This window comes from Exiguobacterium sp. 17-1 (assembly GCF_023096305.1).
GTDB classification, from domain to species: domain Bacteria; phylum Bacillota; class Bacilli; order Exiguobacteriales; family Exiguobacteriaceae; genus Exiguobacterium_A; species Exiguobacterium_A sibiricum_A.
Genome location: NZ_JALIGJ010000002.1, coordinates 1 through 24,551, shown reverse-complemented (window position 1 = coordinate 24,551; position 24,551 = coordinate 1). Strand labels below are relative to the sequence as shown.

The window sequence follows — 24,551 nt, the reverse complement described above, 5'->3', positions numbered from 1 at the left end:
GACAGCAGACTGCGCATCTGTCATCCTCCTCCGTTTGATTTGTTTTACGGGTCCACCGGCGATCCTAGTTGATTTTCCGGATGACCCGGGTCCCGGCAAATTCATCCTCCGGCAGGATCGATCCGTCTTGCAGATATACTTTCCGTTTTTTCCAGGCTTTAACCGGAGCAATCGTTTCCCGGTACACAATCCGTTTCGCAATCTGTTTCAAGGCAAGCGGTTGTCCGTTCTCGCTGACGACTTGAATCCGAAACAGGCGTTGTCCGACGGTTTGCCCGCTCCCCGTCGACAACTGGACCGTCTCGATGAAACAGTTAACGGCCGGTTCCGTAATCAGGGCATGTACTGCCTTGTTCTTGATACGTTTCAATACTGTTTTCTCAAGCACACCGGAAACGATTCCCTGGACAAGTACATCGACGACGCCCGCCGCGATTCGACGTTTTAATAATCCATCCATTTTCAGTTCCTCCTTTTTTCACTTCAACTGGCAGATCTGTTTATATGTCCTTCGTGCCGCAACCAAAAAAACCTTCTTTGAAACGGATGACTCCGTTCAAAAAAGGTTCATTCGTCATATATACAGCAGAACGATACTGCTCAAACCGAATAGACAGCCCGTATACAGGACAGCCGCCATTCGTTTACTGGATCCCGGAATATCTCGCCGGACGAACAGCCGTCCGTACTTCACGGTCAAAACGAGTCCGATGACAAATGATGCCAGCGCGAGGTTCGACATGTCAAGTACAGTCAAATACAGATTCAACACACCTCTCCATCCTCTCCGGTCAACGTTTTTTTATGTAGGTTCCCTGTCAGCCCAGCCACGCGGTACTCCCAGAGGCAGCAAACAAATCCTCTCTTATCCCGTTGAATCGTGGATTTGATCACTCTTTGCTCGTTGAAGGTTTAGCTTTCATGCTCTGAGCGTTCACCTTTGTTCGTTGTTCCTTGAGCTGTGAACATTGAACTTTCACTTCCGGTTCTCGATGGAACCGGTGCGAGGTGCCGAAGCACGGATTGTTTTGTTATCGCACAAAACCGGCGTGTTTGGTCGCAGGAATATCAGACTAACAGGGAATCGTCATTACGCAAAAATTTTCGTTACGGTATTGCTTTCCGACAATGTAAAATCGACTTCCGTTTCAAAGGTATCGATTGTCTCATCCAGTTCAGCGATGACCTGGCGCAAGTTCGACGGATCAATCAATTTCGGCTCCAGACGCTCGATGAACAGTCGACGTGATTTTTCCATCTCGTCCGCATTCCCTTTTTCCCGGGAACCGTACGTTGCCTCGATGTGGCTGTCTGCCCGCCGTACGACATCTTGCCGCTCTGTCTCGATGGTCTGTTCGACTTGCCGCAGTTGCTCCCGTAACGTCTGCAACAATTGCCGTTCATAGACAAGCCCGGCATCCCGCCGGTCAATCGCCTCCGCAACGGTCATCTCACGACCGTTAATACGGACGACCGTCACAGCATTCGACGCCGTGATGGCAGACTTGATCCGGTTCCGCCGCTCCATCAAATCCCGAATCGATTGCAGGTTGGCCTGCGCTTCTTCCGCAAATGTCACGACCGACGGGTATCCCGCCGGCGTCTGACTGCCGTTCTGCACACCGATAAACGATTTTGACTGTGCTTTTTGAATCCGTTTATCCAAATTTTTTAACTCCACTAATCCGCGATGAATTGACATTTCGATTCGTTCGATGGGGGTCACGTCCTTTTTTGTTTCTGTCTTTTTTTCAGAATAACACAAACTTGTTCGTAAACTGATCCTGTCCGAACAGTTTCCACCTTACAAAATTGTCATATTTTTATTTAGATAAGGGATTTTTTACCTTATACTACAGAAAGAAGATTTATGTTTTCAGAAAAGAGGGGTTTTTATGGATCAAGAACGCTTACAGGTCACGGCAGCCCGGTCTGTCACCTGGACCAGGCATCATCTTCCTCCAGTGCAGGCACACGAACTGCTTGTCCGGACGATTGCCGGTGCAATCAGCATCGGGGCTGAACTGCCGCAAGTCCGTGGCGACGACCCGACCGATCTGGCTCCTGTCTATCCGAAAGAGACCGGCTACGAAAGCTACGCCACCGTCATTGCCGTCGGAAATCAGGTCACCCGGTTTCAAGTCGGCGACCGTCTGCTTGCCTTTTACGGTCATCAGGATATCGCACTCGTCGAGGAAGCCAAAGCCATTCCTGTTCCGGACGGTGTGTCACCCAAACTCGCCTTGTTGAACATCTTATCGTGCGACGCTGCGAAAGGTGTCCGCAAACTGGCCCCCAAACCGACGGACTCGGTTTTAGTGACCGGAATGGGTGTCATCGGACTGCTGACCGTTTTCTATCTGCGTCACTACTATCATGTCGACCGGATTGTCGTCTCTGATCCTGATCCGATCCGGACATCGCTTTCGCTGTCACTCGGGGCGCATGCTTCATACTCAGACACTGATGAGACGTTTACACATGCACTGGAATGTTCCGCACGACAGGACGCTTTCGCCTTATTACAGGAAAAGCTTTCTCCCCATGGACAGCTCTGCATTCTTTCAGACGGGAATCACGAGACATTGTCATTGACGCCCGCCTTTTACGAGAAGGAATTGCGGCTTGTCGGTTCGAGTGACGGATGGGATTACCAAGAACATGCCGTATGGTTTTTCAAAACGGCACCACATGTTCCGCTCCTCGAGCAGTTGTTTGAACAAACGGTCTCAGCCCAAGATTTAGTCGGATGTTTCGAGCGTTTGCTGACAGACACGACGCCTTTAAAGGTCTTCGTCAAGTATCCGTCCGCTGATTGACGTGAGCGGACTCACGGTCCGGACTTCGAGACCGTTTGGATCTTGCTCGGGCAGCGCAGGTATTCCGGAAAACACAGCCTGTCTGACATGCATCCGTTCCGCTGCAGACGTCGTAATTTCAGGAACCGGTCGAGCAAGTAATTGAGACAACAACGGCTCAAGACCCAGTGTCGGTGTCGCGATTCCAAGCTGCAGGAGCTGGTCGTCTGTTTGGGATTGGACTGCATCCGGATGGGTCTGCAATTCAATCCGGAAACCAAACGGTGTTCCAATGAACGTCCGGCGTTCGTTTGCCTGAACCGTCAATCCTAAACCTTCCGCCCGGTCGAGGATCTGCAGTCGGTCGGCTTCCGTTACGAGGAATCCGATATGATCAAACATCACCTTTTTTCCGTGACCAAACGTAATGTTGATCGCTCCGCGTTTCATCTCAATGATCCGAAACAAAATCCGTTGCTGACGGAAATCATCCCAGTGGAGCGGAGGATCAAACGAGGTGAATGCTCCCTCAATTTTACCAATCCGTTGTGTCACCTGAAAACCAAGCTGTTGATAAAACCGTTCTGTTTCCTCCACCAACGGTGTCCACAGATGATAATGAAATAACATATGTATCTCTCCTTATATTTTGTTGATACGAGGTGGTATACCGTCGTTTTCTGATGTATATTTAGTGTGAAATTTAGTGTGAAATCAGAGAATTTCGTCATAAGTGTGCAATGTGGTGTGCAATTCAAAGTTGCACCCCACATTGTGTTTCTAGGTGAATTATCCGTGGTAAATACTCATAAATTAGTTAATGTGCAGCTGCTCGTCGTGGGAACGGGAGGTTAGCAAACGATGAAAATATTACTACTGGGAGATAATCAATTAGCAATCACTGGGGAGATATTCGAGATCCGACGGGTGATGGAACAACTGACGACCGGGAACCAAGTCGATTTATTATTGCGCACAGAATGCATGACCAAAATAAATGTCGTATTGTCCCGTACTCAACAAGCATCTGCTCCAGTAAGTGAGCAAGTCGTGCTGAGTTTGGATTAACCATTTATGCAACGGGAAAGGGGAAGATCCCCTTTCGCGTTCGCCCCGGCTCGACTTTGACCGTTTAACCGTGCTCCGCTAGATCCTCCCCGAATCCCTTATGGGAAGTCTAAATTATATCATTTAAATCCCTTATTTACCCATTTTAAAAAGCGATGTATTTTCAAAGGAGAAAGAGGACTTTCTGTATTTTGAAAATGTAGATAAAAAAAAGCCTATCTTCTATGGTAGGCATTAGAAACTAGATAAAATAGCTGAAGGATCACTTGAATGTGATTCTTCAGCTATTTTATTTTTTAAGATAATTACTTATCTTTTATTCCCAGATCCTCTAATTGAGAATCATAAGCTGGATTCTCTAAAATTTCTTCAGCTGTTTCCCTAGCTTCTTTTATAATACTTGTTCTTTCCTTTAGTGATAACTGACCTAAAAATTGACTTTCGGTCATTCCATTTGGAAACTTAGATTCTTCAAGAGATGTATTGTTATCTTGAACATTATTGAGTGATAAGCGTTTGAATGAATTGAAGTCAGTCCCCTCAGATGCAAGTGCTTGGACTTGTAAGCTGGAGCCAGAAGATTTAGTAGGTAAGTTTTTATTATTATAGTAATTGATTCCTCTGATTATACTTGTTTGATCACTAGGATCGTCAAAGTACGATTTGTACCATTTAACTTTGGAAGTTGTACTGTATATTTGTACAACACCCGCAATAGTTTTTAGTTGAGTAGCAGTAAATCCTGCAAATCTTCCTACATATCCATAATGCATATTTCCTAAATCTTCACCTTTCATTGTGCGACCACCGAAAACGTATTTGTCAGTCGCTCCATAAGCGTGCTTGTAATCCCATGGTCCTCTACTCTGCACTTTTTTAGCAAAGAAACGCCCTGTTCCAACAGGAACGGTTTTATCTTCAATTCTATATTGGTAGACTCTTGCAGCATTTTTCAACATAATTGATGAAAATGAAGAAGTAACGTTTCCCCCTGGATTTACTACACCATAAGTACCTACCGTTTCCTCAGCAGACTCTATTTCTGCAGCTTTAACACTTGAATATGAACTTACAGTAATAGCTAATACAGCTAAAGACGATATTAAAACATTTTTTTTCAATTTAAACTCCCCTTTAATTGGTACATGCTATAGGATAATAATATCAATAGAAATACTCTTTTTTACAAAAAGAGTACATCTGTTTTCTAATAACTGACATAGGAGGATAGAAATGAAGAAACGTATTATCAACTTATATCTAGCAACATTCTTGGTATTTTTGTTTATTTACAATTCTTTCTTTAACAAAGATTTTCACTCATTCTTTTTGAACACTTTTTCAATAAATCCTGTTTTATTTTCAATTTTTTTGAGTGCTTTTTTCGTTTTACTTTCTCTATTAGCAATGTTCAAAACGAATGCGAAGCAAAAAATTGGACTTACAATTAATCTTCTAATCAATCTCACTTTTGTAATTATCACTTTAATCATTACATTAGTCGCATTACCATTCTCATGATTTCATGAAAAATAGAAATACCGTAAATAAAAAATATCCAAAAAAAACACGGATCCTCACTTGGATCCGTGTTCCATTTACATCAACTGTTTGACAAGAAGCGTCTTTCCGCTGACTTCCCGCGGAATGTTGTCGACGGCACGTAACGAGACGTTCATCTCAGCGCCGAGTAAGGTTTTTAAAAACCGATACAATTGTTCCTCGTGCTCCGATAAAAAGCGGGTCCGGTCCGGAATATATAAAAACGTGATGTCCCGTTCACTGTTTTGGATATATTGGACTCGCTCGACACTGTTCGGTAACGCTTTGACCAAACTCGACAGCTGACCTTCAAAAACCTTTTGACCATTTTGTTTAACGATATAGCCTCGGCCCCGACCATCAATCGAATCAATCACGGGACCTGCATGTCCGCAGGAACAGGTTTTCCCGCTGCTCGTCATGCGATCCCCGACCCGGTACCGGACGAGCGGTGTCCCGTGAGTATCAAAGCTTGTCACAAGGATTTGTCCGTCCGGTTCGATTTCGATGATTCCCATCTCGTAATGCAGATGTTTATTCCCGAAACGGCATTCGGAAACGATCGGAGCTCCTTCCGATGACGCATATTGATCAAAGACAGGCGCATGAAAAACGTCTTCAATCAATTTTCGTTCCGTCGAGGTCATCATCTCAGCCGTCGGGAAAATGGCGCGCGGCCGGCACTGCAATTCCATCCCGATTCGTTTGGCATGGTAGGCCAGCTCAATCATCGCTGACGGCAACCCGTCAATCGATTCCGGATCAAACCGGTCGATTGCCTGCAAATAAGCTGTCATCGTTTCAGGACTAAGTTTCTTGACGGTGAACAGCATTTGATTCAGTGCATGATTCATCCGCCAGTAGACGGGTTTTTGTTGCCGTTCCGAAACGAGCGCCTGTGCTGTGAAACTGATTCGTCGCATGCCCTTTTTAACACCGTGGGTCGCTTTAAAAAAATCGAGGTGTGCCATCCGGACCTGCATGTCTTCTTTCGTATATCGGACTTGGATTGATTTCCCTGTCGTCCCGCCTGTTTTCCCTAGAATCGGTGCATCGAGATCCGTGCGAATCGATTCGATTTGTTGCCGTAACGTTTCTTTTTCAAGTGACGGGATCTGCCGAAGTTCCGTTAACGTTTGAAAAGGCAGTTGCAGATTCAAGTCTTTAAACAGCGTGTTGTAATAGGCGCTATGTTGCTGGCAAAATAGCAAAAACGTATTAAGACGTGTCAATTGATCCAGTTCCACATCGATTGGCTTTTCCAATTTGTCCGCTAATTCCTGAAATCGTCTTTGGTACGCCGGTCCATACCGTTCCCGTTGAAGTCGATAGCCATACAGGGTGGTTAGAAGATTTTGCATGAACACCGGTGAATACAGATAGACTTGCTCTTTGATTCCCATCTGCGCACGTCCTTTCGAACAACGACTCGATACTTCCTTCATTGAGTATTTTCCTAATACATTCAGATTACGTCTTCATTCTGACAATCACATGACAAAATCTACCGCATTCGACTTCCATTTTAATGATCCTCCTTCTTTGGTAAAGTATCGCTTTTTTTGAAAAATAATTAAAAAGCAGATTACCTTTTTGAAAATGAAGGGTAATCTGCCAGTTCTTTTTTATTTTTTGAATTGTCAACTCTTTTCCGGCAACAATTGTTTGATTAATAATGTTTTTCCACTGATTTCTTTCGGAATTTCCGGTACTGCTCGTAGCAACACTTCCATTTGTCCGCCAAACAAACGTTTTAAGACGAAATACAGTTCTTTTTCATGTTCTTCTTTAAAACAGCGTTCGTCGGGTACATATAACATGACGACTTCTTCTTTGTCCGATTGAATATACTGGACCCGCTCGATACAGTTCGGGAAGGCACGAACGATCCCGGCCAGTTCTCCCTCGAAAATCCGATGACCGTCTTTCAGTTGGATGAAACTTCGTCCCCGTCCGTCAATCGACGCGATGACCGGACCGGCATGGCCACATTGGCATGTCGATTCACTTAACGTCATTCGATCCCCGACACGATACCGGACGAGCGGAGTCCCGTGGGTATCAAAACTTGTCACGAGAATCTGACCGTCTGCTTCGACCTCGATGATGCCCATTTCATAATGCAGATGTTTTTTGCCGTAACGACATTCCGCAACGATTGGAGCCCCTTCGGATGAGGCATACTGATCAAATATCGGCGCATGAAAAACTTCTTCAATCAATTGGCGTTCTGCAGGCGTCATCATCTCAGCCGTCGGGAAAATTGCCTTTGGTCGGAACGTACACGGAATATTGTATTTTTTTGCATGACGGGCTACTTCAATCATGCCTGAAGGTAAGCCATCAATTGATTCCGGGTTAAACCGGTTCAATTGTTCAATGTACAAGGTTGCCGTTTGAGGGTTAATGTTTTTGATCGTAAACAACATCTGATTAATCGCTTTATTCATCCGCCAATATACCGGTGCTTTCTGTGATTCTGCAGCCAGTGTCTGACCCGTGAAGCTGGCGCGTCGCATGCCGCGTTCGATTCCATGTGTCCACTTAAAATAGTCGAGATGCGCCATCCGGATTTGCATATCTTCCTTTGTGTAATGGACTTGAATCGACTTTCCCGTCGTCCCGCCCGTTTTTCCAAGGATAGGGGCCCGGATTTTAGCATGAACGTCTGCATTGCGCGTCCGGAGGATTTCCTTGCTCAACACCGGAATTTGCTTTAATTCGTCCAACGTCTGGAGTGGTAAGCTGATCCGGTGTTGCTCAAACAGCTCTTTATAATACGGACTGTAGGTCTGACAAAACAGTAGAAATTGATTCAGACGCTTCAACTGTTCCACTTGCGAATTCGTCCGAAAACGTTCTTTTTCCTTTAGTTCTTGTAACCGTTTCTGATAGACCGGACCATATCGTTCCTGATACAGCATGCGCCCATAAATCGTCGTTAAGATATTTTGAAGAAAAATCGGTGAATGAAAGTAAATCGATTGTTTGAGTTGCATACGTCCACTCCTCTCACATCTCAGTCAGAAATTTCAGTTGAACCACTGTCCATTTCCTGTTACTTACATCTTATTTCCAGTGATCCGTCTCTTCAATCAAATCTTAATAAACAAGCTTAGCTTTTATTCGGATACCGTTTTATGATAATAAGCTTATGTCACAAACATTTTTTAATGATTTTTCTTTTATTCTTTTTTCTTTGCTTTTCCTAATGATAAAAAAGAGGCTGATTCAGCCCCTTTCTTTCAAAATCCCGTCACGTTTGACGATGACCAATTTCTTCGTCTGTTCCAAACATCCGGATCTGAATAGCTCCGAGTACCAACTTTAACTCTTTCGGATTCAACTGATCGATGATTTCGATCACAGTCAACGTCGTACGACCGTTATACAGTTGCACCAGAAGCTGACGCTCCACGTCGATCATCCGGTCATTGATTGGTTCGGCCAACATTTCCTGATAAAAAAACTCACCCGTTTCCGGGAAAAAATAATCACTGAACAATTGCATCAACTGTAAATTCCCCGTTGCCAAAAACAGGATCGCCTGAAACGGAGTCTTCGCCCGATTCCGTGTACTCAAACGTTTTAAAATCATCTGATACCGCTTATTGTGTTGGTCATCTAAGAAACAGACTGCATTCATCTTCGTCCTCTCCTTAAATTAAAAAGTAAGTATTATGTACCTGGAAATCGATAACTCGTCTTCACTCATTTTGATCTCTTTTTCTTTTCCCCTGTTTTTCACGCATCAAGCCTGTTATCTCATGAAAACATCTGAAGGGATTACGAACGGATTGATTCGGGTAAATCCAACAGGTAACGTTAATCGAGGGGGAAAATACATGACTCAAACACGTAAACGACTTGCACTTGCAGGTGCAACTGGATATATCGGACACAATCTCTTAAACGAACTCAAGAAAAAATATGATGTCATCGCCTTGTCACGAAACGGGGACGATAAGGACGACGAATCCCATGTCGAATGGCGCTCGTGTGACTTGTTTTCACTAAATGATACAATCGACGGATTAAAAGGGGCAGATATCGCCATCTATCTAGTCCATTCCATGATGCCGTCCGCTAAATTGACACAAGGGTCATTTGAAGACATGGATTTGATTTTAGTCGACAACTACGCCCGCGCCGCCAAAGAAAACGGTATTCAACAAATTGTCTATTTAAGCGGTATCATTCCGGAGGAGACCGAAGACTTGTCCCGTCACTTAAAAAGCCGTTTGGAAGTCGAACGTGTTCTCGGTGCTTATGGAACACCGGTAACGACGATCCGTGCCGCTTTGATTGTCGGACCAAAAGGATCTTCCTTCCCGATTTTATCGAAGCTCGTCAAACGACTCCCTGTCATGTTGTTACCAGAATGGACACGGAATCAGACACATCCCGTCGCATTGCCGGATGTCATTCATGCGCTTGGAGCAAGCGTCGGACGTGAGGACCTGAAAGACCGTGCCATCGATATCGGTGGTCCGGAATCGATGACGTATAAGGAAATGATCTTAAAAACAGCAGAAGTCATGGGGAAACACCAACCGACGTTTGACATCCCTTTGATGACCGTCAAACTATCACGCCTTTGGGTAACATTAGTTTCCGGTGAACCAAAAGAGACGGTTTATCCTCTCGTCGAGAGTATGGTTCATGAGATGGTCGCAGATCCAGATAAGATGGTCCACGGCATCAGCGACGGAAAAATCACGTTTGAGGAATCTGTCCGCATGGCGTTAAAAGAAGAGCAGGAAGAAAAGGACCAGAAGAAACAGTCGGGCCGTTCTTCTCAAAAAGAGGAAGCGCTTGATGTGCGCTCCGTTCAGCGCGTCCGCTTGCCGGAAGGTCGCGATGCCAACTGGGCAGCCGATAACTATGTATCGTGGCTTTCCTCTTTCGCCAAACCATTCCTGACTTCAAGCATTGCGAATGAGACCATCGTACGGATTCAAGTGCCGTTCCTTGATTCCCCATTACTCGAATTGACAAAAGAACCGTTCCAAGATGCTGAGCAAGCGACGTACCGGATTTCCGGCGGATTGTTTGCCCAAGTTCAGGAAGACAGCAAAGGCCGAATCGAATTCCGGCAAATTCCCGGTTCCCAGGAATGTCTAATCGCCATTCATGAATATGTACCGGCCTTACCGTGGATCATTTACAAATCAACACAAGCCAATATCCATTTACTCGTCATGTATCTGTTCAAACTTCATCTTCTTCGCTTGATGCAGACAACGGAACAATCTCCGGACGAATCGGAAATGATTGTCCCTGAGACGAACGGCTGATGTTTCAGAAAAATCTTTACCATCCAGCGGATTGAATTCCTTATTTCTCAGGAATTCAATCTTTTTTTATGTCCATGATGCATTGTCGGTTGCCGACGTGTTGATCGGATATGACTCTTTTTTCATCGTATACCGTTTTCGCGGAATCCGTAAGTCTTGACGTCTCTTTTCCAGCCCGTTTGCAGAACTTACCGATGAACAGATGACGGAACCAAAATAAGCGTGATACACTGAAACTGGATTGTAAGAAAGGGGTTTCACAGGCATGCGCTCATTCGAAGAACGGTTAACAAATCACATTGAAGCGACAGCGCTTCTCACAACATTGATTCAACCCTCGTCGGATCAACTGCGACTCGACAAATTAAATAAATTTTCAGCGAAACTATTAAAACGTGAATTTACGATTGCTTTCGCCGGCCATTTTTCGGCTGGGAAATCAAGCATGATCAATGCCTTGACGGGAGAGTCGATTTTACCGACCAGTCCGATTCCGACCAGTGCCAATATCGTCACATTACGTCGGGAAGAGCAAGATGCCGCCATCGTCCATTTTCATGATTGTCCTGCCGTCCAGTTGGCCGCGACCGACTTACCGCATCTTGAGACCTTAGGACGTGACGGCACCGTCGAACGAATTGATATCACTCATGCCGGCTCAAACTTACCGGAAGGACTTGTCTTAATGGATACGCCAGGTGTCGATTCCGTCGATGACGCCCACCGGATTTCCACGGAGTCCGCCTTACACTTAGCGGACATGATTTTTTACGTCATGGACTATAACCATGTCCAGTCCGAGTTGAACTTCACCGTCACACGCGAATTGTTGACTTCCGTGCCTGAATTGTATTTGATTGTCAATCAAATCGACAAACACCAGTCCAGTGAACTATCGTTTGAAGCCTTTAAACGTTCGGTCATCCAGTCATTTGCAGCCCATGGCGTCGAACCAAAAGGAATCTTCTTTACGAGCTTACGGGAAGCGGATCATCCAGAAAATGATTTTCTTACCGTCAAACAGCTCGTCGATCAAAGCATCCGTGACGTCCAGCCGAAACTGTTGCAATCAGCTGCCACGACACTGGAATCCTTACATGCCGAACATGTGACGTATCTCGAAACACGCATCGAAGAAGCTGTCCAGTCGACGGAAGAAGGAATAACTCCGTCAGAGCGGCAACAATCCGAAGCGTTGTTTGAACAGCTGCATCAGCTCGATTTGCAACTCGAACTGATGGCACCAGAACAGTGGGTCAGCCGTTTTTCACAGCACCGGGAAAGTTTGTTGCGAAATGCGACACTGATGCCGTTTGAGCTTCGTGAGAAAATGCGAATCTTTTTAGAAACACGACAAGCGTCCTTTAAAGTCGGATTTTTCAGAAGTGCCAAAAAGACGCATACCACCCAGCAACAGGTGGCGGAAGATCTCATGCGGGCGTACCACTCCGTCACGACATCCGAAATCGCCTTACATCTGCGGAAATTGATGAAACAATCTTTAGCGGAAGCCGGCATTTTGTCCGATCGGCACACGATGCAGATTGACACCTATCCACTTGATCCGCCGCTCCGTGTCATCGAGGATGCCGTCCAGGAAGGTATCACGATTACCGGTGAATCGGTCCTCCAGTTTACGAATCGTGTCGTCAGTCTCACGGCTGACTGGTATACGAAAGAGACGAACCGCTGGCGTGATGGCATTCGAGCAGAGCTGGAACAAACAGATGGCAGCGTCAAACAGGACTTGCTGACGGAACAAACAACTTTACGTCAAAAATGTGATTTGTTGAAAACCGAAGCTGACTCCCGGCAATTGCTCAAGACGTATCTTGAGCAGGCGGACGCGCCGACGAATAAACAACTAGAAGCTGCTCGACAACAGGTCTTGAAATGGCAACAGGAACTGCTTCAAGCCGAGCAAGCGTTAGTCCCGTTCCAGCCGCAGGAAGTACTCGAGGAAGTTGCCGTTACTACGGAAGCAACTTTTTCAAACGGCGTCGAGGAGACACGGGCTTATTCGCTGGAAGACATACAACAGATTCAAACGATCTTATCATCCGTTTCCGGATTTGAAGATACGGTCGCTTATTTGCAAGACAAACTGAAACGTGTCTCCTCCAGTACGTTTACGATTGCTTTGTTTGGTGCGTTCAGTGCCGGCAAGTCGTCGTTTTGCAATGCGTTACTCGGACAACCGGTTTTGCCTGTCTCGCCTAATCCGACGACCGCTTCGATCAACCGGATTAATCCGGTCAGTACGGCACATCCGCACGGTACTGCGACGATCCGCTTTAAGACGGAACAGGAACTCGTCGACGAAATAAATGACCTTCTTCAGGCTTTTGACGTCACGATCACTTCCTTGCAGGAAGCCGCACATTGGATTGAATCACAACCGGACCACACATTGCGGGATACATCTTTTTTACGTGCTTTTTTAACAGGTTATCCGTCTGTTTCGCCGTTCGTCGGAACGATACAAACGGTCGATCAACCGACGTTCACGGAGTATGTCGCAAAAGAGCATCTCAGTTGCTTTGTCGATGTGATCGACTTGTACTTCGATAGTCCGTTGACCCGTCTCGGAATTACACTTGTCGATACACCGGGTGCCGATTCCATCAATGCCCGTCATACAGATGTTGCCTTTGACTATATCAAGGATGCGGACGCCATCTTATTCGTGACGTATTTCAATCACGCCTTCGCCCGCGCCGACCGTGAGTTTCTGATTCAGCTTGGTCGTGTCAAAGATGCGTTTGAACTGGACAAAATGTTCTTCATCGTTAATGCGATTGACCTGGCACAAAATGACATTGAAAAACAAGCGGTCCTGCAATATGTCGAGACTGAATTACAACGGTTTGGTATTCGATCGCCTCGTCTGTTTGGTGTCTCGAGCCTTCACGCATTAGCAGAAAAGCAGACGGACCGCGAGCTTGAATCAGGTTTACCTGTCTTCGAATCTGCCTTCCATCAATTCCTGGAACGGGACCTTAAAGGACTGGCCGTTCAAGTGTTGTCGGAGGAAACGGAGAAAACCGTCCACCGATTACGTCAATTGATGGAACAGACCGAATTCAACATCGCGCGAAAAGAGACACGGCTAGATGAACTGGATGACTTGAGTCAGACGATCGAAGCACATTTTTTAGACCGACGGACCGATTTACTCCGTCATGCCTTATTTGCTGAAATCCATGAACTGTTACATCATGTCAATCAAAGGATCTATTACCGTTTCCCTGATTTCTTTAAAGAAGCGTATCATCCCGTCCGCTTCGCGAACGCCACAAAGCAACAAGCCCTGCACGAAGCCTTGGTCGAACTACTTGGCTTTTTGAAATATGATTTTGAACAGGAATTACGCGTGACACATTTCCGGATTGACGGTTGGATCAAAACAGCTCTCCTTCAACGTTTCCAGGAAGAAGAGCGGTATGCGACGAAGTTGAACCCTTCTTTCCAACTTTCTCCATTCGAAGCACCGGCGATGACGTCCGTCCATTTTGAAGGTCCTTTCCAGGATGCGGCACCTTACCAGTCCGTCAAACAGTATTTCCGTAATCCGAAAGCCTTTTTTGAACGGAATGAAAAAGAACAATTGAAAGACGCATTAATGCAGTTGACGAAACCGGATGCGACATCTTATCTTGAAACGGAAGAGCAGCGATTACGCGAACTCGCGCAGCAACACGTCGCCCGTTTGCTCGACGAGATGTATACAGCATTATCTGGAACGTTACAAAAACAAATCGAGATGGAGCGAAGCAGTTTAGCGACGACGGACCATCTGGAACAGTTCAAACACGCTTACTCGAGCATCAGCCAACTGGATCAAACCGTTTAATTTTTCTCAATAAGCGGATCCATTACTACACAAAGAACCCGAATCAGATCCACTTCTTACAAAAGAGGTGGCTGGTCCGGGTTCTTTTTAATGTTTGCGCCACGATCGGATGGATGCGGCCAATAGGATTTAAAGTAATGTAAGACATAGTCCTGGACGTGACGCACGAGCGGACGTTGCTCGACCCCTGCTAAATGATTTAACGAAACATCCCATAACATCGGAGGGTCAAACGGTAAAATCCGGATATCCTCCGCATGATGAAATCGGAGAATCGGTTCTGGTAAAATCGACACGACGTCGAGTTCTTGTACCATCCCAATCAATAAGTCCCAAGCACCGGAAGTAAAAAAGATGTGTGGTTCGACTTGCACATGCCGGAACTGGGATAAAATCTGATGGTGCAACATGAAACTATCATTGAGAATGACCAAAGGTTCCTCTGCCAGGTCACGGTAAGATACACTTTTGGTTTGGCTTAACGGATGGCTTGGCCTCACCGCGACGACGACCTCATCCTCGATTAATCGATAGCGTTCTATGCCATAGGATTCTCCCGGTTCAATTAAAATCGCCAAGTCCAGTTCTTCGAGCAGCAGGCGACGCTTCAATTCAAAAGCTCCTTCTTCGATGATTTCCAGCTCAATGCCGGGATGTTCCGCCATTAATTTCGGAATCAGTTGCGAAAAAAGGACGGGCAAAATGACCGGTGGAATCCCCAACCGGACTTTCCCTCGTATGACACGTGACCGTTCGTGAAGATGTTCCATCATTTGTTGATGTCCGTGCAGGACACTCAGCGCATCCTCATAAAATTGTTGTCCGGCGTCTGTCAGACCGGTCAATCGTCCGTGATGACGCAAAAACAACTCCACTTGTTCCATCTCTTCAAATTCCCGTACCAGTTGACTGAGCGCCGGTTGCGAAATATGAAGATACTTGGAAGCCCGTGTTAGATTATACGCATGATCTACGATGGTCGTAAAAAATGTCAATTGCCGAATGTCCACTCGACTTCCCCCTCTTACTCATCAAACCAATGATTTTTTCTGAAATACAGGATCATCCCCATCGCAATGACTCCCATTCCTCCTAATGTGAAGAAATATCCGAATCGCGTCGTCAGTTCCGGCATATGTTCAAAATTCATCCCATAGATTCCGGCGATGAAGGTTAAAGGCATGAAAATGGTCGTGAAAATCGTTAACGTCTTCATGATATTGTTCATCCGATATGAGTTGAGCGAAATGAAATTATCCCGGAATTCAGACGTCATCTCCCGGTTATATTCAATCATTTCATTAAGTTTAAGTAGATGATCATAAATATCTTGGAAAAACGCTTTTTTGTTGGCGTGAATCGCAAGCCGGCGGGATTCAACGACCCGGTACAACAAATCCCGCATCGGCAAGATGGTCCTGGCGACTACTAACAAATCGGATCGAATCTCAAATATCTCTTCCATGATCCGTTTATCATTCCCCCGCTGTTCATACCGTCCTTCCAGTGCAAAAATCTTGTCTTCTAACGCATGGACGATCGGAAAATAACCATCGACGATTTTATCCATGATTTTATGAACAATCTCGATTGCCCACTGTTCGGGTTTATTATGTATCCGTTGAAAAGCTTGGAACACGACATCAATTTCACTTGAAGGCTCCTCGTGGTAAGAAACGACATAGTTCTCATTGGCGAACAGGTTAATTTCTTTTCCTTTTAGTGACTCCGTATCCAGGGCATGCAACACAAAAAAGCTGTATCCGTCGTAATATTCTAACTTTGGACGCTGTAAGTATTGAAAACAATCTTCAAGGGCCAGCGGGTGAAAATCAAATGCGGACACCAGCTGTTGTTTTTCCTGCTCCGTCGGCTGATCAAAATCGACAAAATACCATCTGACGTTTGGTGCGTGAAGACGTTCCAAACCATCATCCACTAAAACTTGATGATCGTTCGTCACTAGAAGACAGCGTATCATGAACATTCACCTTCTTTTCATTACGGTTTGTTCACTTAGTATCGCAAACATCCGCTTCCATTTCCATAAAAAAAAGACTGTAGACTTAATCAAGCACTACAGTCTTTCCCTTTATCCACGTTCGAAGTAAAAACCATTCCAATAGACATGACGATACGTAAATTCTTTACCACTTTTTGTCGTTACAAGCATCTCATCCTCCGAGACGACAGCAATCTTAATCGGTGTCTCCCCGTGATCGGTCAAAAAATTTAAAATTTCTAAATGACGATTCAGCCATAAACGACGGCGGAACCAACGGAACCGACTGAAAGCAGCTGTAAAGTGTAAAATCGATAACAGCATGATAATCATACCAAACGGTAAGGGGACATCAAACAACGCGATTAAATAAAAATCAGCAATGATCAAAAAGACGGATAATCCCATCTCGGTCATCTCCATGAAGGACGCTTTATACGTGGCAAAATAGGTCATGACACGAAATAAAACGATGACCGTCAAATACGGTACAAAATAAAGACGAAAAATGTTGTCCGACCCACTGTTGACGTACATGAGCAAGGGTAGGAAGAAGAGCAACTTCCAAATTAGGATGGCAGAATAAAACAAAGTGTGATCCGTGTAGCGTTTGCGTACGATGGCGCGACTAATGTTCATTGCCTTCCCCTCCTTCAATGGTGACTACATGTTCGAGTCGATGATGTCGGGATCTAATGCCTATAAGGGTATGTTTCCTCATTGGGCCATTTCTAATCGTATATTTCGTGTGAAATATTGGTTTATATTCAGTATACGAAACATTTTAATGAATAGTTTTACTTTCCCATCATTCCCCATATTTGAATGTGCTGTTTTCAGCCGTTTACTCGTATTTGTTCTTTGCCGTTTTTTTCTTTACACTTGAATTAGATTATTTTAGAAATGAGATGAAAAGCATGTACAGCCATATCGTGATCGGGGCAGGTATTCTCGGCACCTCAACCGCATATCATTTAGCGAAAGAAGGCGCATCCGTCTTGTTGGTTGACCGGAAGGAAGCGGGTCGTGCTACGCACGTCGCAGCAGGAATTATTTGTCCTTGGATGACGCAACGTCGGAACAAGGCTTGGTATCGATTAGCCAATAACGGTGCTCATTATTATGACACCTTGATTCCGGAACTCGAGGCACTTGGTGAGACGACGACCGGCTATCAAAAAGTAGGCGCAATCGCTTTACACGAAACATCAAAAATCGAAAAAATGCAGGTCATTGCTGAAAATCGTTTTCCCGAGGCGCCGGCGATTCAGCAAATCGAGCGTTTGACTGCTGATCGTGTGCAACAGATGTTTCCGTTGATTGAATATGTCGAAGATGCATTATTCGTTTCCGGCGGAGCACGAGTTGACGGACGTGCGTTACGCGCTGCACTAGAACGCGGCGCCCTCAAACAGCAGGCGAAGGTGGTCGAAGCAGATGCCGCGTTAATCGTCGTGGACGGTCAAGTGAAGGGTGTCCAAATTGATGATGAAATGCATTATGCGGAGCAAATCATCTTGACGGCAGGGGTCTGGGTCAATGAGTTACTGAAACCGTTGCATCTTGAACTTGACATCCGTCCTGAAAAAGGGCAGATTCTCCATCTGGACATCACGGCGGAACAAACACAACAATGGCCCGTCATCATGGGGCAACGTGGACTGTATCTTGTATCGATTGAGGATGGAAAATTGGCGCTCGGCTCCACGCATGAGAAACAACTTGACTATAACCTCCAACCGACCGTCAAGGGCATGCATGCTTTATTGACACGCGCCTTGCCGGTTGCACCTGCACTGGAAGACTCGAAAATCAATGAGATGCGTGTCGGACTTCGTCCTTATACCAGTACTTCCTTACCGATCATCGGACGACTCGCGACTCATCCGAATGTACTGGTCGCTAACGGACTTGGAGCCTCCGGCTTAACGATTGGTCCCTATCTCGGGCGTGAATTAGCGAAGTTAGCGTTAGGACAAGAACTCGATATCAATCTGGAGGATTATTTACCTCAATGAGCAAACAACGAACGAACTTTTACCTTCTTGATAGTCTATACCCGCTAATAAACAAGAACAAACGTTCTATACTCGAGATATCAAAGGAGAGTTGAATGTGCATCCGATCAAACCTTTCGTGACCCTTGATCAACTGGAATCTCTCGACATTCGTGTCGGTACAATTCGTTCGCTCCGGACTTCGGACGAAGAACCAGCTTTACTGTTACTGCTGATCGATTTCTTAGAATTTCAACAGTCCTTGTTCCTCGATTGGAAAGAAACACGTTTTGAATACGAAGAAATCATCGGCAAACAAGCACTTGTCGCTCTGAACGTCCCAGGACTCGTCGTCGGCTCGTCCGGTCGTATTCTCGAGTTAGGTTCTCTCGATCAGCTCATGCCCGTGTTGGTCTGCCCGGAGCACCCGATTCCGGACGGAAGCCGACTGAGCTGACAAAGAAACGACCATCCGCCATTGGATGGTCGTTTCTTTGTCGTCATGTCTTTTCTAGATAATGGACACTAAAATATTGATTTCGATCCGTAAAACATGTGACCGGAGTAAATCCATTTTGTCTGGCCAACACTTGAAAGTCATCCACACTGTATTTATAGGAATTTTCCGTATGGATGGTTTCACCTTGTTTAAAGCTAAATGTCTGATCCGCGACGGTCACCAGTTGATCAATCCGACTTCTCAGATGCATCTCAATCCGGCCAAGCACTTCATTATAAAACGCAACATGTTCGAACCATGTCAGGTCAAACGTTCCGTCAAGTGATTCATTGATATGCTTTAAAATGTTCAAATTGAACTGCGCCGTCACACCCGCCTTATCGTTATAGGCGTCGTGTAGGACCGTCACCTCTTTTTTTGTATCAATACCGATCAAAAATCCGTCACCCTTTTCCAGCAGTTGACACGAACGACTCAAAAAAGCAGCGGCCTCGTCGGGATCAAAATTGCCGATGGTTGATCCGGGAAAGAAAATCACTTTTTTTAGCTTGTCTTCAATCGGCAGAACCAGTGGCGTCGAATAATCACCACATACGGCTTTGATATCCAAAGTCGGATAGTCCTGCGAAAGTTGATGCGCGGACTGAATCAAAAACTCTTTGGAAATATCAATTGGCATATATGCCTCCAACTGATGTAATGAGCTGAGCAGACTTTTGATTTTCCGACTGCTGCCGCTTCCATACTCAATCAGCGTATGGACCGGTCCGATACAATCGGCAATCGCCACTTGATGCTCCGATAAAATCTCGAGTTCCGTTCTCGTCAAATAATATTCCGGTTGTTGTGTAATTTGCTCGAATAATTCAGACCCTCTTTGATCATAAAAATATTTTGCCTGGAGCGTCTTCTTGTCTTGCGATAACCCGTACAACACTTCCTGACGCATATTGTGTTGATTCGTATACATGTCATAACTTTTGACCTGCTGACTCATTTAAAGGTCACCTGCCAACCGAAAACCACTGAACTGCCAACGTTTATCCGGAGGAAAGAAATTACGGTACGTCTCGCGGATATGATCATCCGGCGTTACGCATGCCCCTCCTCGTAGCACCATCTGGTTACACATGAATTTCGCATTGTATTCCCCCAACGCGCCTTCTAGCGGCCGGCTTCCCGGATACGGTGCATAGGCACTCGCAGTCCATTCCCAGACATCACCGAACAGGCCGGTCATCTCTTGCAGATCGGAACTGACAGGTCGAGGATGGTAGGACCCTTCTCCCATCATATTTCCTCGTTGTTCAACCTGCCGTCCGACGTACTCCCACTCCGCTTCGGTCGGTAATCGTTTTCCACACCAGCGGCTGTAGGCGTCGGCTTCGTAAAAACTGACATGACAAACAGGTTCGTCCAAGTGTAACGGTTTGATTCCGTTTAATGTAAAGACGGACCACTCACCTTGTTCGTTTTTCATCCAGTACAAAGGTGCTTTCCAACTTTGTTGATTAACGACATGAAACCCGTCAGACAACCAATGCTCTGACTGTTCATACCCGCCTGCTTCGACGAAGGCCAGAAACTCACGGTTGGTGACCGGTCGGCTTGCCAACTCAAACGGGTTGAGCCAGGTTTTGTGGACTGGATTTTCATTATCAAAGGCAAACCCTTGACCATCATGACCGATTTCAACGAGTCCTCCTTCAAACCGTTTAAATGTCGGTGAACCGTCAACGCCAAAAGTACGTTCAGGTTCTGTTTTATTTTGATAAGCAGGCAGTAAGGGGTTAGCAAAAAAGTTGTACTTAACGTCCATCAAGATTAATTCCTGATGTTGCTGTTCATGTTGTAGCCCCATTTCAATCAGTTGCTCCAGTTTTTGCTGAACGGGAGTTTCTCGCTTTTGTTGCAACAGGGACAAGATTGCTTTGTCCACATGCATTCGGTAAGCAAGTATTTCCTCGACGGTTGGCCGAGACAGAACACCTCGTTGGTGACGCGGTTGGTAAGGTCCAATCGAATTATAGTAGGAATTGAACAAATAGTTATACTTTGGATGAAACACTGTATACTGGTCATCATATTCCTGGAGGATCATCCGCTCAAAAAACCATGTGGTATGCGCGATATGCCATTTCGGCGGGCTGACATCCGGGCTGGCTTGAATAATAAAATCCTCCGGTTCGAGCGGTTCGATCAATGCTAAGGTTTGATTGCGGACAGCAGAAAACTTGTCTACTAAGTAAGTCGTCGTTTCCAGTCTCACTTCAAAGCACTCCTTTAAATGGATTTTTCTGAAAATATGCACCATTCTCTTTACCCTTTTCCCTTTCAAGTAAGCGCTCTCAATAAAATAAAAAAAGAAGCGACACCTTTTAAGGATGCCGCTTTCTCAAGCTTAATACACTTTATCGCCGTTAAAGATTGAATTTTTGACGACCACATAATCGACAGTCCTGATTGCTTGCAGTTTGTTACCGCCCGCGTACGAAATCGCAGACTGTAAATCTTGCTCCATTTCAATCAACGTCTCTGACAAGCTGCCTTTATGTTCAACAAACACTTTTTTTCCTTCGACGTTCTTTTTTTCACCTTTTTGAAACTCGGACGCCGAACCAAAATATTCTTTAACGCGTAATCCATCAACTTCGTGCGTCTCACCTGGAGACTCTTCGTGTCCCGCAAACAGTGAACCGATCATCACCATCGTCGCCCCAAAACGAACCGATTTTGCAATGTCGCCGTGGGTCCGGATACCGCCATCAGCGATAATTGGTTTACTGGCAGCTTTGGCACACCATCTTAATGCCGCCAATTGCCAGCCTCCCGTACCAAATCCCGTTTTAATTTTCGTAATACATACTTTACCTGGACCAATTCCAACTTTTGTCGCGTCTGCTCCGGCGTGTTCCAATTCACGAACGGCTTCCGGTGTCCCGACGTTTCCAGCAATAACAAAACTGTCCGGTAACAGCAGTTTGATATGTTGGATCATCCGAATGACCGCTTCCGAATGACCATGAGCGATGTCAATCGTGATATATTCTGGCGTCAAGCCTTCTTGTGCCAACGTCTCGACGAATGTATATTCTTCCGCTTTTACGCCAACACTGATTGATGCAATCAAATGGCGTTTTTGCATCGACCGGACAAAATCCAGTCGTGTTTCGGGCTCGAAACGATGCATGATGTAAAAGTAACCGTTCTCTGCCAAATAAGTCGCAATTTTTTCGTCAATGATTGTCTGCATATTGGCCGGAACGACCGGTAACTTAAAGCGTCGTCCACCAAACTCAACCGTCGTATCACATTCCGACCGGCTTCCTACGATTGATTTTGCAGGAATTAATTGAATATCTTCATAATCAAATACTACATCCATCACTAGCACCCCAAATAACGAATATTTTTTATTAATTAAATAGTAACGTTCGTACTTGGATACTATATCGAACATTAGGAAGCTTGTCAAAATAAAATCACTAAAAAACATATTTTTCTATCAAAAAACCTTTTAATGTTCGTCTTTTATAGAGTATTCCATCTTTAATTGATCAATCCATGCTTCTTACCATTCAAAAAAGCTACTTTCCGTTCCTTTTTCAAAAATATGCTCGGGATAAGGAAGCGCTAAGGGTGGACGATCTTTCCTGTCAAAATAACACAGTTGTTTGGATTCTCCGTCAATCGCTGTTAACGTTCCTTCCAACACATCACACGCAAAAATAAAGCCGATATACTCCACCTGGTTTTGATCCGGGTAGGTCAGGCGAAACGCCTCTCCTCCAAAACAGCCGATCAGGCGGACCGGACGGACAATCAATCCAGTTTCTTCATATACTTCACGGATTACCGCTTTTGCCGGCGGCTCGCCCGGTTCGATTGCGCCCGCCGGAAGGCTCCAGAACGGACCTCCCGGATCTTGGAATAAGATTCGCCCGGAAGCATCGCGGATAATTGCACCGACAGACGGCGTGAACAACAATTGATTTCCTGTTTTTTGACGCAGATTCTGGTAATAAGTCGACATGGGCATAAATCATTCTCCTTTGATAATCCTGATGTATGTCTAAAAGACTGTACCCGAGCGTTTCTCTTCATTCGATTTCTTCTTTTAATCGAGTTCTTCTTTTAATAGTGCAAACAATACGAAGTCTTCCCAGGCACCGTTAATGAACAAACTCTTTTTTGCGACCCCTTCCTGTCTGAATCCTACTTTTTCCAAGACGCGGATCGATCCGATATTCTCAGGCATGACTTCGGCCCGCAAACGGTGGAACTGGTACTCATCGAACAAGAGACGCGCAGCTTGGCGGACAGCTATTGACATGATCCCCTGCCCGTTATACTGCTGATCAAGTTGATACCCGATCATACACGTCTCTGCCGGGAAACGTTCGACGAACGCCGCAGACACTTCTCCGACCAGTTGATTCGTTTCTGTTAAAAATATCCCGAACGCATACGAACGGTCTGCTTTTTGGTTCTCTTCCAACTGTTGAATTCGCTCAAGTTGTTTCGGCAACGTATAGGTATCTTTTGGGGGTTTGACCGGCATCCAATATTCAAAATGTCCTTGGTTTCGAATGCTGAGATCGAGCAATGCCTGTGCGTCTTCTTTCGTATACACACGTAAATAAATCGAATTCATGGAGTCATTCTCCTTCTTTGTGACTAACTTATTCCTTAAATATCTTAATATCAAAGAGTTAAGGTGTTTGATATTTTTTTTATCGGGAAAATTACAATAACAAACAAGTAACAAAGTGTTTACAAAATAAGATGTAAACGACTACAAGGAGGAGAGCATGCGAACTGATAAAGAGTTATTCCAACAAATCGAACTAAAAAATAGATACGCTCTCGAATTGTTATATGACCGGTATGAAAAATCGTTATATCTGTTATTAACACGAATGTTGTCCGATGAACGGCGCATCCAACTTACTCTAAAACAAATTTTCCATGATGTCTGGACAAATCCTAAACGATACGCATCGATTCATGGTTATTTAATCAGTGCAGTGAAACAAGCCAGGTCTCAACGTGAACCGGTCGGATAAACAATTGACTGAATCCTTCTACTTATTTACTTAGATTCATGTATTCGGACCACGAGACGACAATTCCTTTTAACGCTCCATTACTTAATGGATTCTGATAAATTTTAGGCGAGATATCATTTATTTTGTTTATTACTTCCTTTTTCTTAGAGACCATGTTATATTATTAAGTAATTATTGTTGTTCGGTGGAGATACAAAGTTTACACTTTCGACTCGATGAAATTGATCACAGTAGTAATAATCAGTGTGACTTAGTCATACGCAGGAGGCAACACACATGGAACAAGGTAAAGTAAAATGGTTTAACGCAGAAAAAGGTTTTGGCTTCATCGAACGTGAAAGCGGCGACGACGTTTTCGTTCACTTCTCAGCTATCCAAACAGACGGTTTCAAATCACTTGACGAAGGTCAAGAAGTTTCGTTTGAAGTTGAAGAAGGCCAACGCGGACCGCAAGCAACTAACGTT

Annotated in this window: 24 protein-coding genes; 8 read left to right on the top strand and 16 right to left on the bottom strand. The window is 45.1% G+C overall.

Features of this window, described 5'->3' with window-relative positions; genetic code table 11:
• Nucleotides 1-64 precede the first annotated feature (64 nt).
• The 3 genes from MUN34_RS05620 to MUN34_RS05610 form a co-directional block, all read right to left on the bottom strand.
• Nucleotides 65-460 carry an RDD family protein gene (locus tag MUN34_RS05620; RefSeq protein ID WP_247857056.1) on the bottom strand — a complete coding sequence of 132 codons (396 nt, stop codon included), beginning with the start codon at nt 458-460 and terminating at the stop codon, nt 65-67.
• A 114-nt stretch (nt 461-574) separates the two neighbouring features.
• Nucleotides 575-772 carry a hypothetical protein gene (locus MUN34_RS05615; RefSeq protein WP_247857055.1) on the bottom strand — a complete coding sequence of 66 codons (198 nt, stop codon included), beginning with the start codon at nt 770-772 and terminating at the stop codon, nt 575-577.
• A 318-nt stretch (nt 773-1,090) separates the two neighbouring features.
• Nucleotides 1,091-1,666 carry a hypothetical protein gene (locus MUN34_RS05610; protein ID WP_247857054.1) on the bottom strand — a complete coding sequence of 192 codons (576 nt, stop codon included), beginning with the start codon at nt 1,664-1,666 and terminating at the stop codon, nt 1,091-1,093.
• 229 nt (nt 1,667-1,895) lie between these two features.
• Here MUN34_RS05610 and MUN34_RS05605 point away from each other — a divergent pair, with 229 nt between their 5' ends.
• Entirely contained in the window at nt 1,896-2,819 is a 924-nt protein-coding gene (locus MUN34_RS05605) for a zinc-dependent alcohol dehydrogenase (RefSeq protein ID WP_247857053.1), read from the top strand.
• On the opposite strand, the gene MUN34_RS05600 is transcribed toward MUN34_RS05605, so the two are convergent.
• Nucleotides 2,784-3,428: a VOC family protein gene (locus MUN34_RS05600; protein WP_247857052.1), complete on the bottom strand. Its 645-nt coding sequence runs from the start codon at nt 3,426-3,428 to the stop codon at nt 2,784-2,786. The genes MUN34_RS05605 and MUN34_RS05600 overlap by 36 nt on opposite strands.
• A 231-nt stretch (nt 3,429-3,659) precedes the next feature.
• On the opposite strand from MUN34_RS05600, the gene MUN34_RS05595 reads away from it, so the two are divergent.
• Complete coding sequence (locus tag MUN34_RS05595; RefSeq protein WP_247857051.1) at nt 3,660-3,866, top strand: hypothetical protein; 207 nt, start codon at nt 3,660-3,662, stop codon at nt 3,864-3,866.
• A gap of 305 nt (nt 3,867-4,171) precedes the next feature.
• Here MUN34_RS05595 and MUN34_RS05590 read toward each other — a convergent pair whose 3' ends face one another.
• The 4 genes from MUN34_RS05590 to MUN34_RS05575 all read right to left on the bottom strand — a co-directional run bounded on the left by MUN34_RS05590 (nt 4,172) and on the right by MUN34_RS05575 (nt 9,054).
• On the bottom strand, nt 4,172-4,987 hold the full coding sequence (locus MUN34_RS05590) for a polymorphic toxin type 44 domain-containing protein (protein WP_247857050.1): 816 nt from the start codon (nt 4,985-4,987) through the stop codon (nt 4,172-4,174).
• 477 nt (nt 4,988-5,464) lie between these two features.
• Complete coding sequence (locus tag MUN34_RS05585) at nt 5,465-6,853, bottom strand: phenylacetate--CoA ligase family protein (RefSeq protein ID WP_247857049.1); 1,389 nt, start codon at nt 6,851-6,853, stop codon at nt 5,465-5,467.
• A 195-nt stretch (nt 6,854-7,048) separates the two neighbouring features.
• Nucleotides 7,049-8,407, bottom strand: coding sequence for a phenylacetate--CoA ligase family protein (locus tag MUN34_RS05580; RefSeq protein ID WP_247857048.1), 1,359 nt, complete (start codon nt 8,405-8,407; stop codon nt 7,049-7,051).
• A gap of 257 nt (nt 8,408-8,664) precedes the next feature.
• Nucleotides 8,665-9,054 carry a hypothetical protein gene (locus tag MUN34_RS05575; protein WP_247857047.1) on the bottom strand — a complete coding sequence of 130 codons (390 nt, stop codon included), beginning with the start codon at nt 9,052-9,054 and terminating at the stop codon, nt 8,665-8,667.
• Between the two features lie 199 nt (nt 9,055-9,253).
• On the opposite strand from MUN34_RS05575, the gene MUN34_RS05570 reads away from it, so the two are divergent.
• Nucleotides 9,254-10,705: an NAD(P)H-binding protein gene (locus MUN34_RS05570; RefSeq protein ID WP_247857046.1), complete on the top strand. Its 1,452-nt coding sequence runs from the start codon at nt 9,254-9,256 to the stop codon at nt 10,703-10,705.
• 265 nt (nt 10,706-10,970) lie between these two features.
• Nucleotides 10,971-14,558: a dynamin family protein gene (locus MUN34_RS05565; RefSeq protein WP_247857045.1), complete on the top strand. Its 3,588-nt coding sequence runs from the start codon at nt 10,971-10,973 to the stop codon at nt 14,556-14,558.
• 56 nt (nt 14,559-14,614) lie between these two features.
• Here MUN34_RS05565 and MUN34_RS05560 read toward each other — a convergent pair whose 3' ends face one another.
• The 3 genes from MUN34_RS05560 to MUN34_RS05550 form a co-directional block, all read right to left on the bottom strand.
• Entirely contained in the window at nt 14,615-15,568 is a 954-nt protein-coding gene (locus MUN34_RS05560; RefSeq protein WP_051525132.1) for a LysR family transcriptional regulator, read from the bottom strand.
• Between the two features lie 14 nt (nt 15,569-15,582).
• On the bottom strand, nt 15,583-16,539 hold the full coding sequence (gene corA, locus MUN34_RS05555) for a magnesium/cobalt transporter CorA (RefSeq protein WP_247857044.1): 957 nt from the start codon (nt 16,537-16,539) through the stop codon (nt 15,583-15,585).
• 111 nt (nt 16,540-16,650) lie between these two features.
• Nucleotides 16,651-17,199, bottom strand: coding sequence for a hypothetical protein (locus MUN34_RS05550; RefSeq protein WP_026828184.1), 549 nt, complete (start codon nt 17,197-17,199; stop codon nt 16,651-16,653).
• A gap of 278 nt (nt 17,200-17,477) precedes the next feature.
• Between MUN34_RS05550 and MUN34_RS05545 the strand changes: the two genes are divergently transcribed.
• Together MUN34_RS05545 and MUN34_RS05540 are read left to right on the top strand one after the other, a co-directional pair.
• Complete coding sequence (locus MUN34_RS05545) at nt 17,478-18,578, top strand: NAD(P)/FAD-dependent oxidoreductase (protein ID WP_026828183.1); 1,101 nt, start codon at nt 17,478-17,480, stop codon at nt 18,576-18,578.
• Nucleotides 18,579-18,675: 97 nt separating this feature from the next.
• Nucleotides 18,676-19,014, top strand: coding sequence for a hypothetical protein (locus MUN34_RS05540; protein ID WP_026828182.1), 339 nt, complete (start codon nt 18,676-18,678; stop codon nt 19,012-19,014).
• A 43-nt stretch (nt 19,015-19,057) separates the two neighbouring features.
• Here the strand turns inward: MUN34_RS05540 and egtD are convergent, their stop codons facing one another.
• The 5 genes from egtD to MUN34_RS05515 all read right to left on the bottom strand — a co-directional run bounded on the left by egtD (nt 19,058) and on the right by MUN34_RS05515 (nt 23,671).
• Nucleotides 19,058-20,014 (bottom strand): L-histidine N(alpha)-methyltransferase, encoded by a 957-nt coding sequence (gene egtD / locus MUN34_RS05535; RefSeq protein ID WP_247857043.1) that lies wholly within the window; start codon nt 20,012-20,014, stop codon nt 19,058-19,060.
• Entirely contained in the window at nt 20,015-21,286 is a 1,272-nt protein-coding gene (egtB, locus tag MUN34_RS05530; RefSeq protein ID WP_026828180.1) for an ergothioneine biosynthesis protein EgtB, read from the bottom strand.
• Between the two features lie 132 nt (nt 21,287-21,418).
• Nucleotides 21,419-22,402, bottom strand: coding sequence for a GMP reductase (guaC, locus tag MUN34_RS05525; RefSeq protein WP_034769871.1), 984 nt, complete (start codon nt 22,400-22,402; stop codon nt 21,419-21,421).
• Nucleotides 22,403-22,588: 186 nt separating this feature from the next.
• Nucleotides 22,589-23,056, bottom strand: a complete 468-nt coding sequence (locus tag MUN34_RS05520; RefSeq protein ID WP_247857042.1) for an NUDIX hydrolase — start codon at nt 23,054-23,056, stop codon at nt 22,589-22,591.
• Nucleotides 23,057-23,134: 78 nt separating this feature from the next.
• The gene (locus MUN34_RS05515) at nt 23,135-23,671 is read right to left on the bottom strand and encodes a GNAT family N-acetyltransferase (protein WP_247857041.1); all 537 of its coding nucleotides are present in this window, start codon (nt 23,669-23,671) and stop codon (nt 23,135-23,137) included.
• Nucleotides 23,672-23,828: 157 nt separating this feature from the next.
• Here MUN34_RS05515 and MUN34_RS05510 point away from each other — a divergent pair, with 157 nt between their 5' ends.
• Nucleotides 23,829-24,083 carry a hypothetical protein gene (locus MUN34_RS05510; protein WP_026828177.1) on the top strand — a complete coding sequence of 85 codons (255 nt, stop codon included), beginning with the start codon at nt 23,829-23,831 and terminating at the stop codon, nt 24,081-24,083.
• Nucleotides 24,084-24,362: 279 nt separating this feature from the next.
• Nucleotides 24,363-24,551 (top strand): cold-shock protein (locus tag MUN34_RS05505; protein WP_247857040.1); only part of this gene is annotated, 189 nt, incomplete at its 3' end.

Bases quoted from the DNA above. Each gene is read 5' to 3' on its own strand.
- MUN34_RS05620 (WP_247857056.1), bottom strand. From the start codon at position 460: ATGGATGGATTATTAAAACGTCGAATCGCGGCGGGCGTCGTCGATGTA.
- MUN34_RS05605 (WP_247857053.1), top strand. From the start codon at position 1,896: ATGGATCAAGAACGCTTACAGGTCACGGCAGCCCGGTCTGTCACCTGG.
- MUN34_RS05600 (WP_247857052.1), bottom strand. From the start codon at position 3,428: ATGTTATTTCATTATCATCTGTGGACACCGTTGGTGGAGGAAACAGAA.
- MUN34_RS05595 (WP_247857051.1), top strand. From the start codon at position 3,660: ATGAAAATATTACTACTGGGAGATAATCAATTAGCAATCACTGGGGAG.
- MUN34_RS05585 (WP_247857049.1), bottom strand. From the start codon at position 6,853: ATGAAGGAAGTATCGAGTCGTTGTTCGAAAGGACGTGCGCAGATGGGA.
- MUN34_RS05580 (WP_247857048.1), bottom strand. From the start codon at position 8,407: ATGCAACTCAAACAATCGATTTACTTTCATTCACCGATTTTTCTTCAA.
- MUN34_RS05575 (WP_247857047.1), bottom strand. From the start codon at position 9,054: ATGAATGCAGTCTGTTTCTTAGATGACCAACACAATAAGCGGTATCAG.
- MUN34_RS05570 (WP_247857046.1), top strand. From the start codon at position 9,254: ATGACTCAAACACGTAAACGACTTGCACTTGCAGGTGCAACTGGATAT.
- MUN34_RS05565 (WP_247857045.1), top strand. From the start codon at position 10,971: ATGCGCTCATTCGAAGAACGGTTAACAAATCACATTGAAGCGACAGCG.
- corA (WP_247857044.1), bottom strand. From the start codon at position 16,539: ATGATACGCTGTCTTCTAGTGACGAACGATCATCAAGTTTTAGTGGAT.
- MUN34_RS05550 (WP_026828184.1), bottom strand. From the start codon at position 17,199: ATGAACATTAGTCGCGCCATCGTACGCAAACGCTACACGGATCACACT.
- MUN34_RS05545 (WP_026828183.1), top strand. From the start codon at position 17,478: ATGTACAGCCATATCGTGATCGGGGCAGGTATTCTCGGCACCTCAACC.
- egtD (WP_247857043.1), bottom strand. From the start codon at position 20,014: ATGAGTCAGCAGGTCAAAAGTTATGACATGTATACGAATCAACACAAT.
- guaC (WP_034769871.1), bottom strand. From the start codon at position 22,402: ATGGATGTAGTATTTGATTATGAAGATATTCAATTAATTCCTGCAAAA.
- MUN34_RS05520 (WP_247857042.1), bottom strand. From the start codon at position 23,056: ATGCCCATGTCGACTTATTACCAGAATCTGCGTCAAAAAACAGGAAAT.
- MUN34_RS05515 (WP_247857041.1), bottom strand. From the start codon at position 23,671: ATGAATTCGATTTATTTACGTGTGTATACGAAAGAAGACGCACAGGCA.
- MUN34_RS05510 (WP_026828177.1), top strand. From the start codon at position 23,829: ATGCGAACTGATAAAGAGTTATTCCAACAAATCGAACTAAAAAATAGA.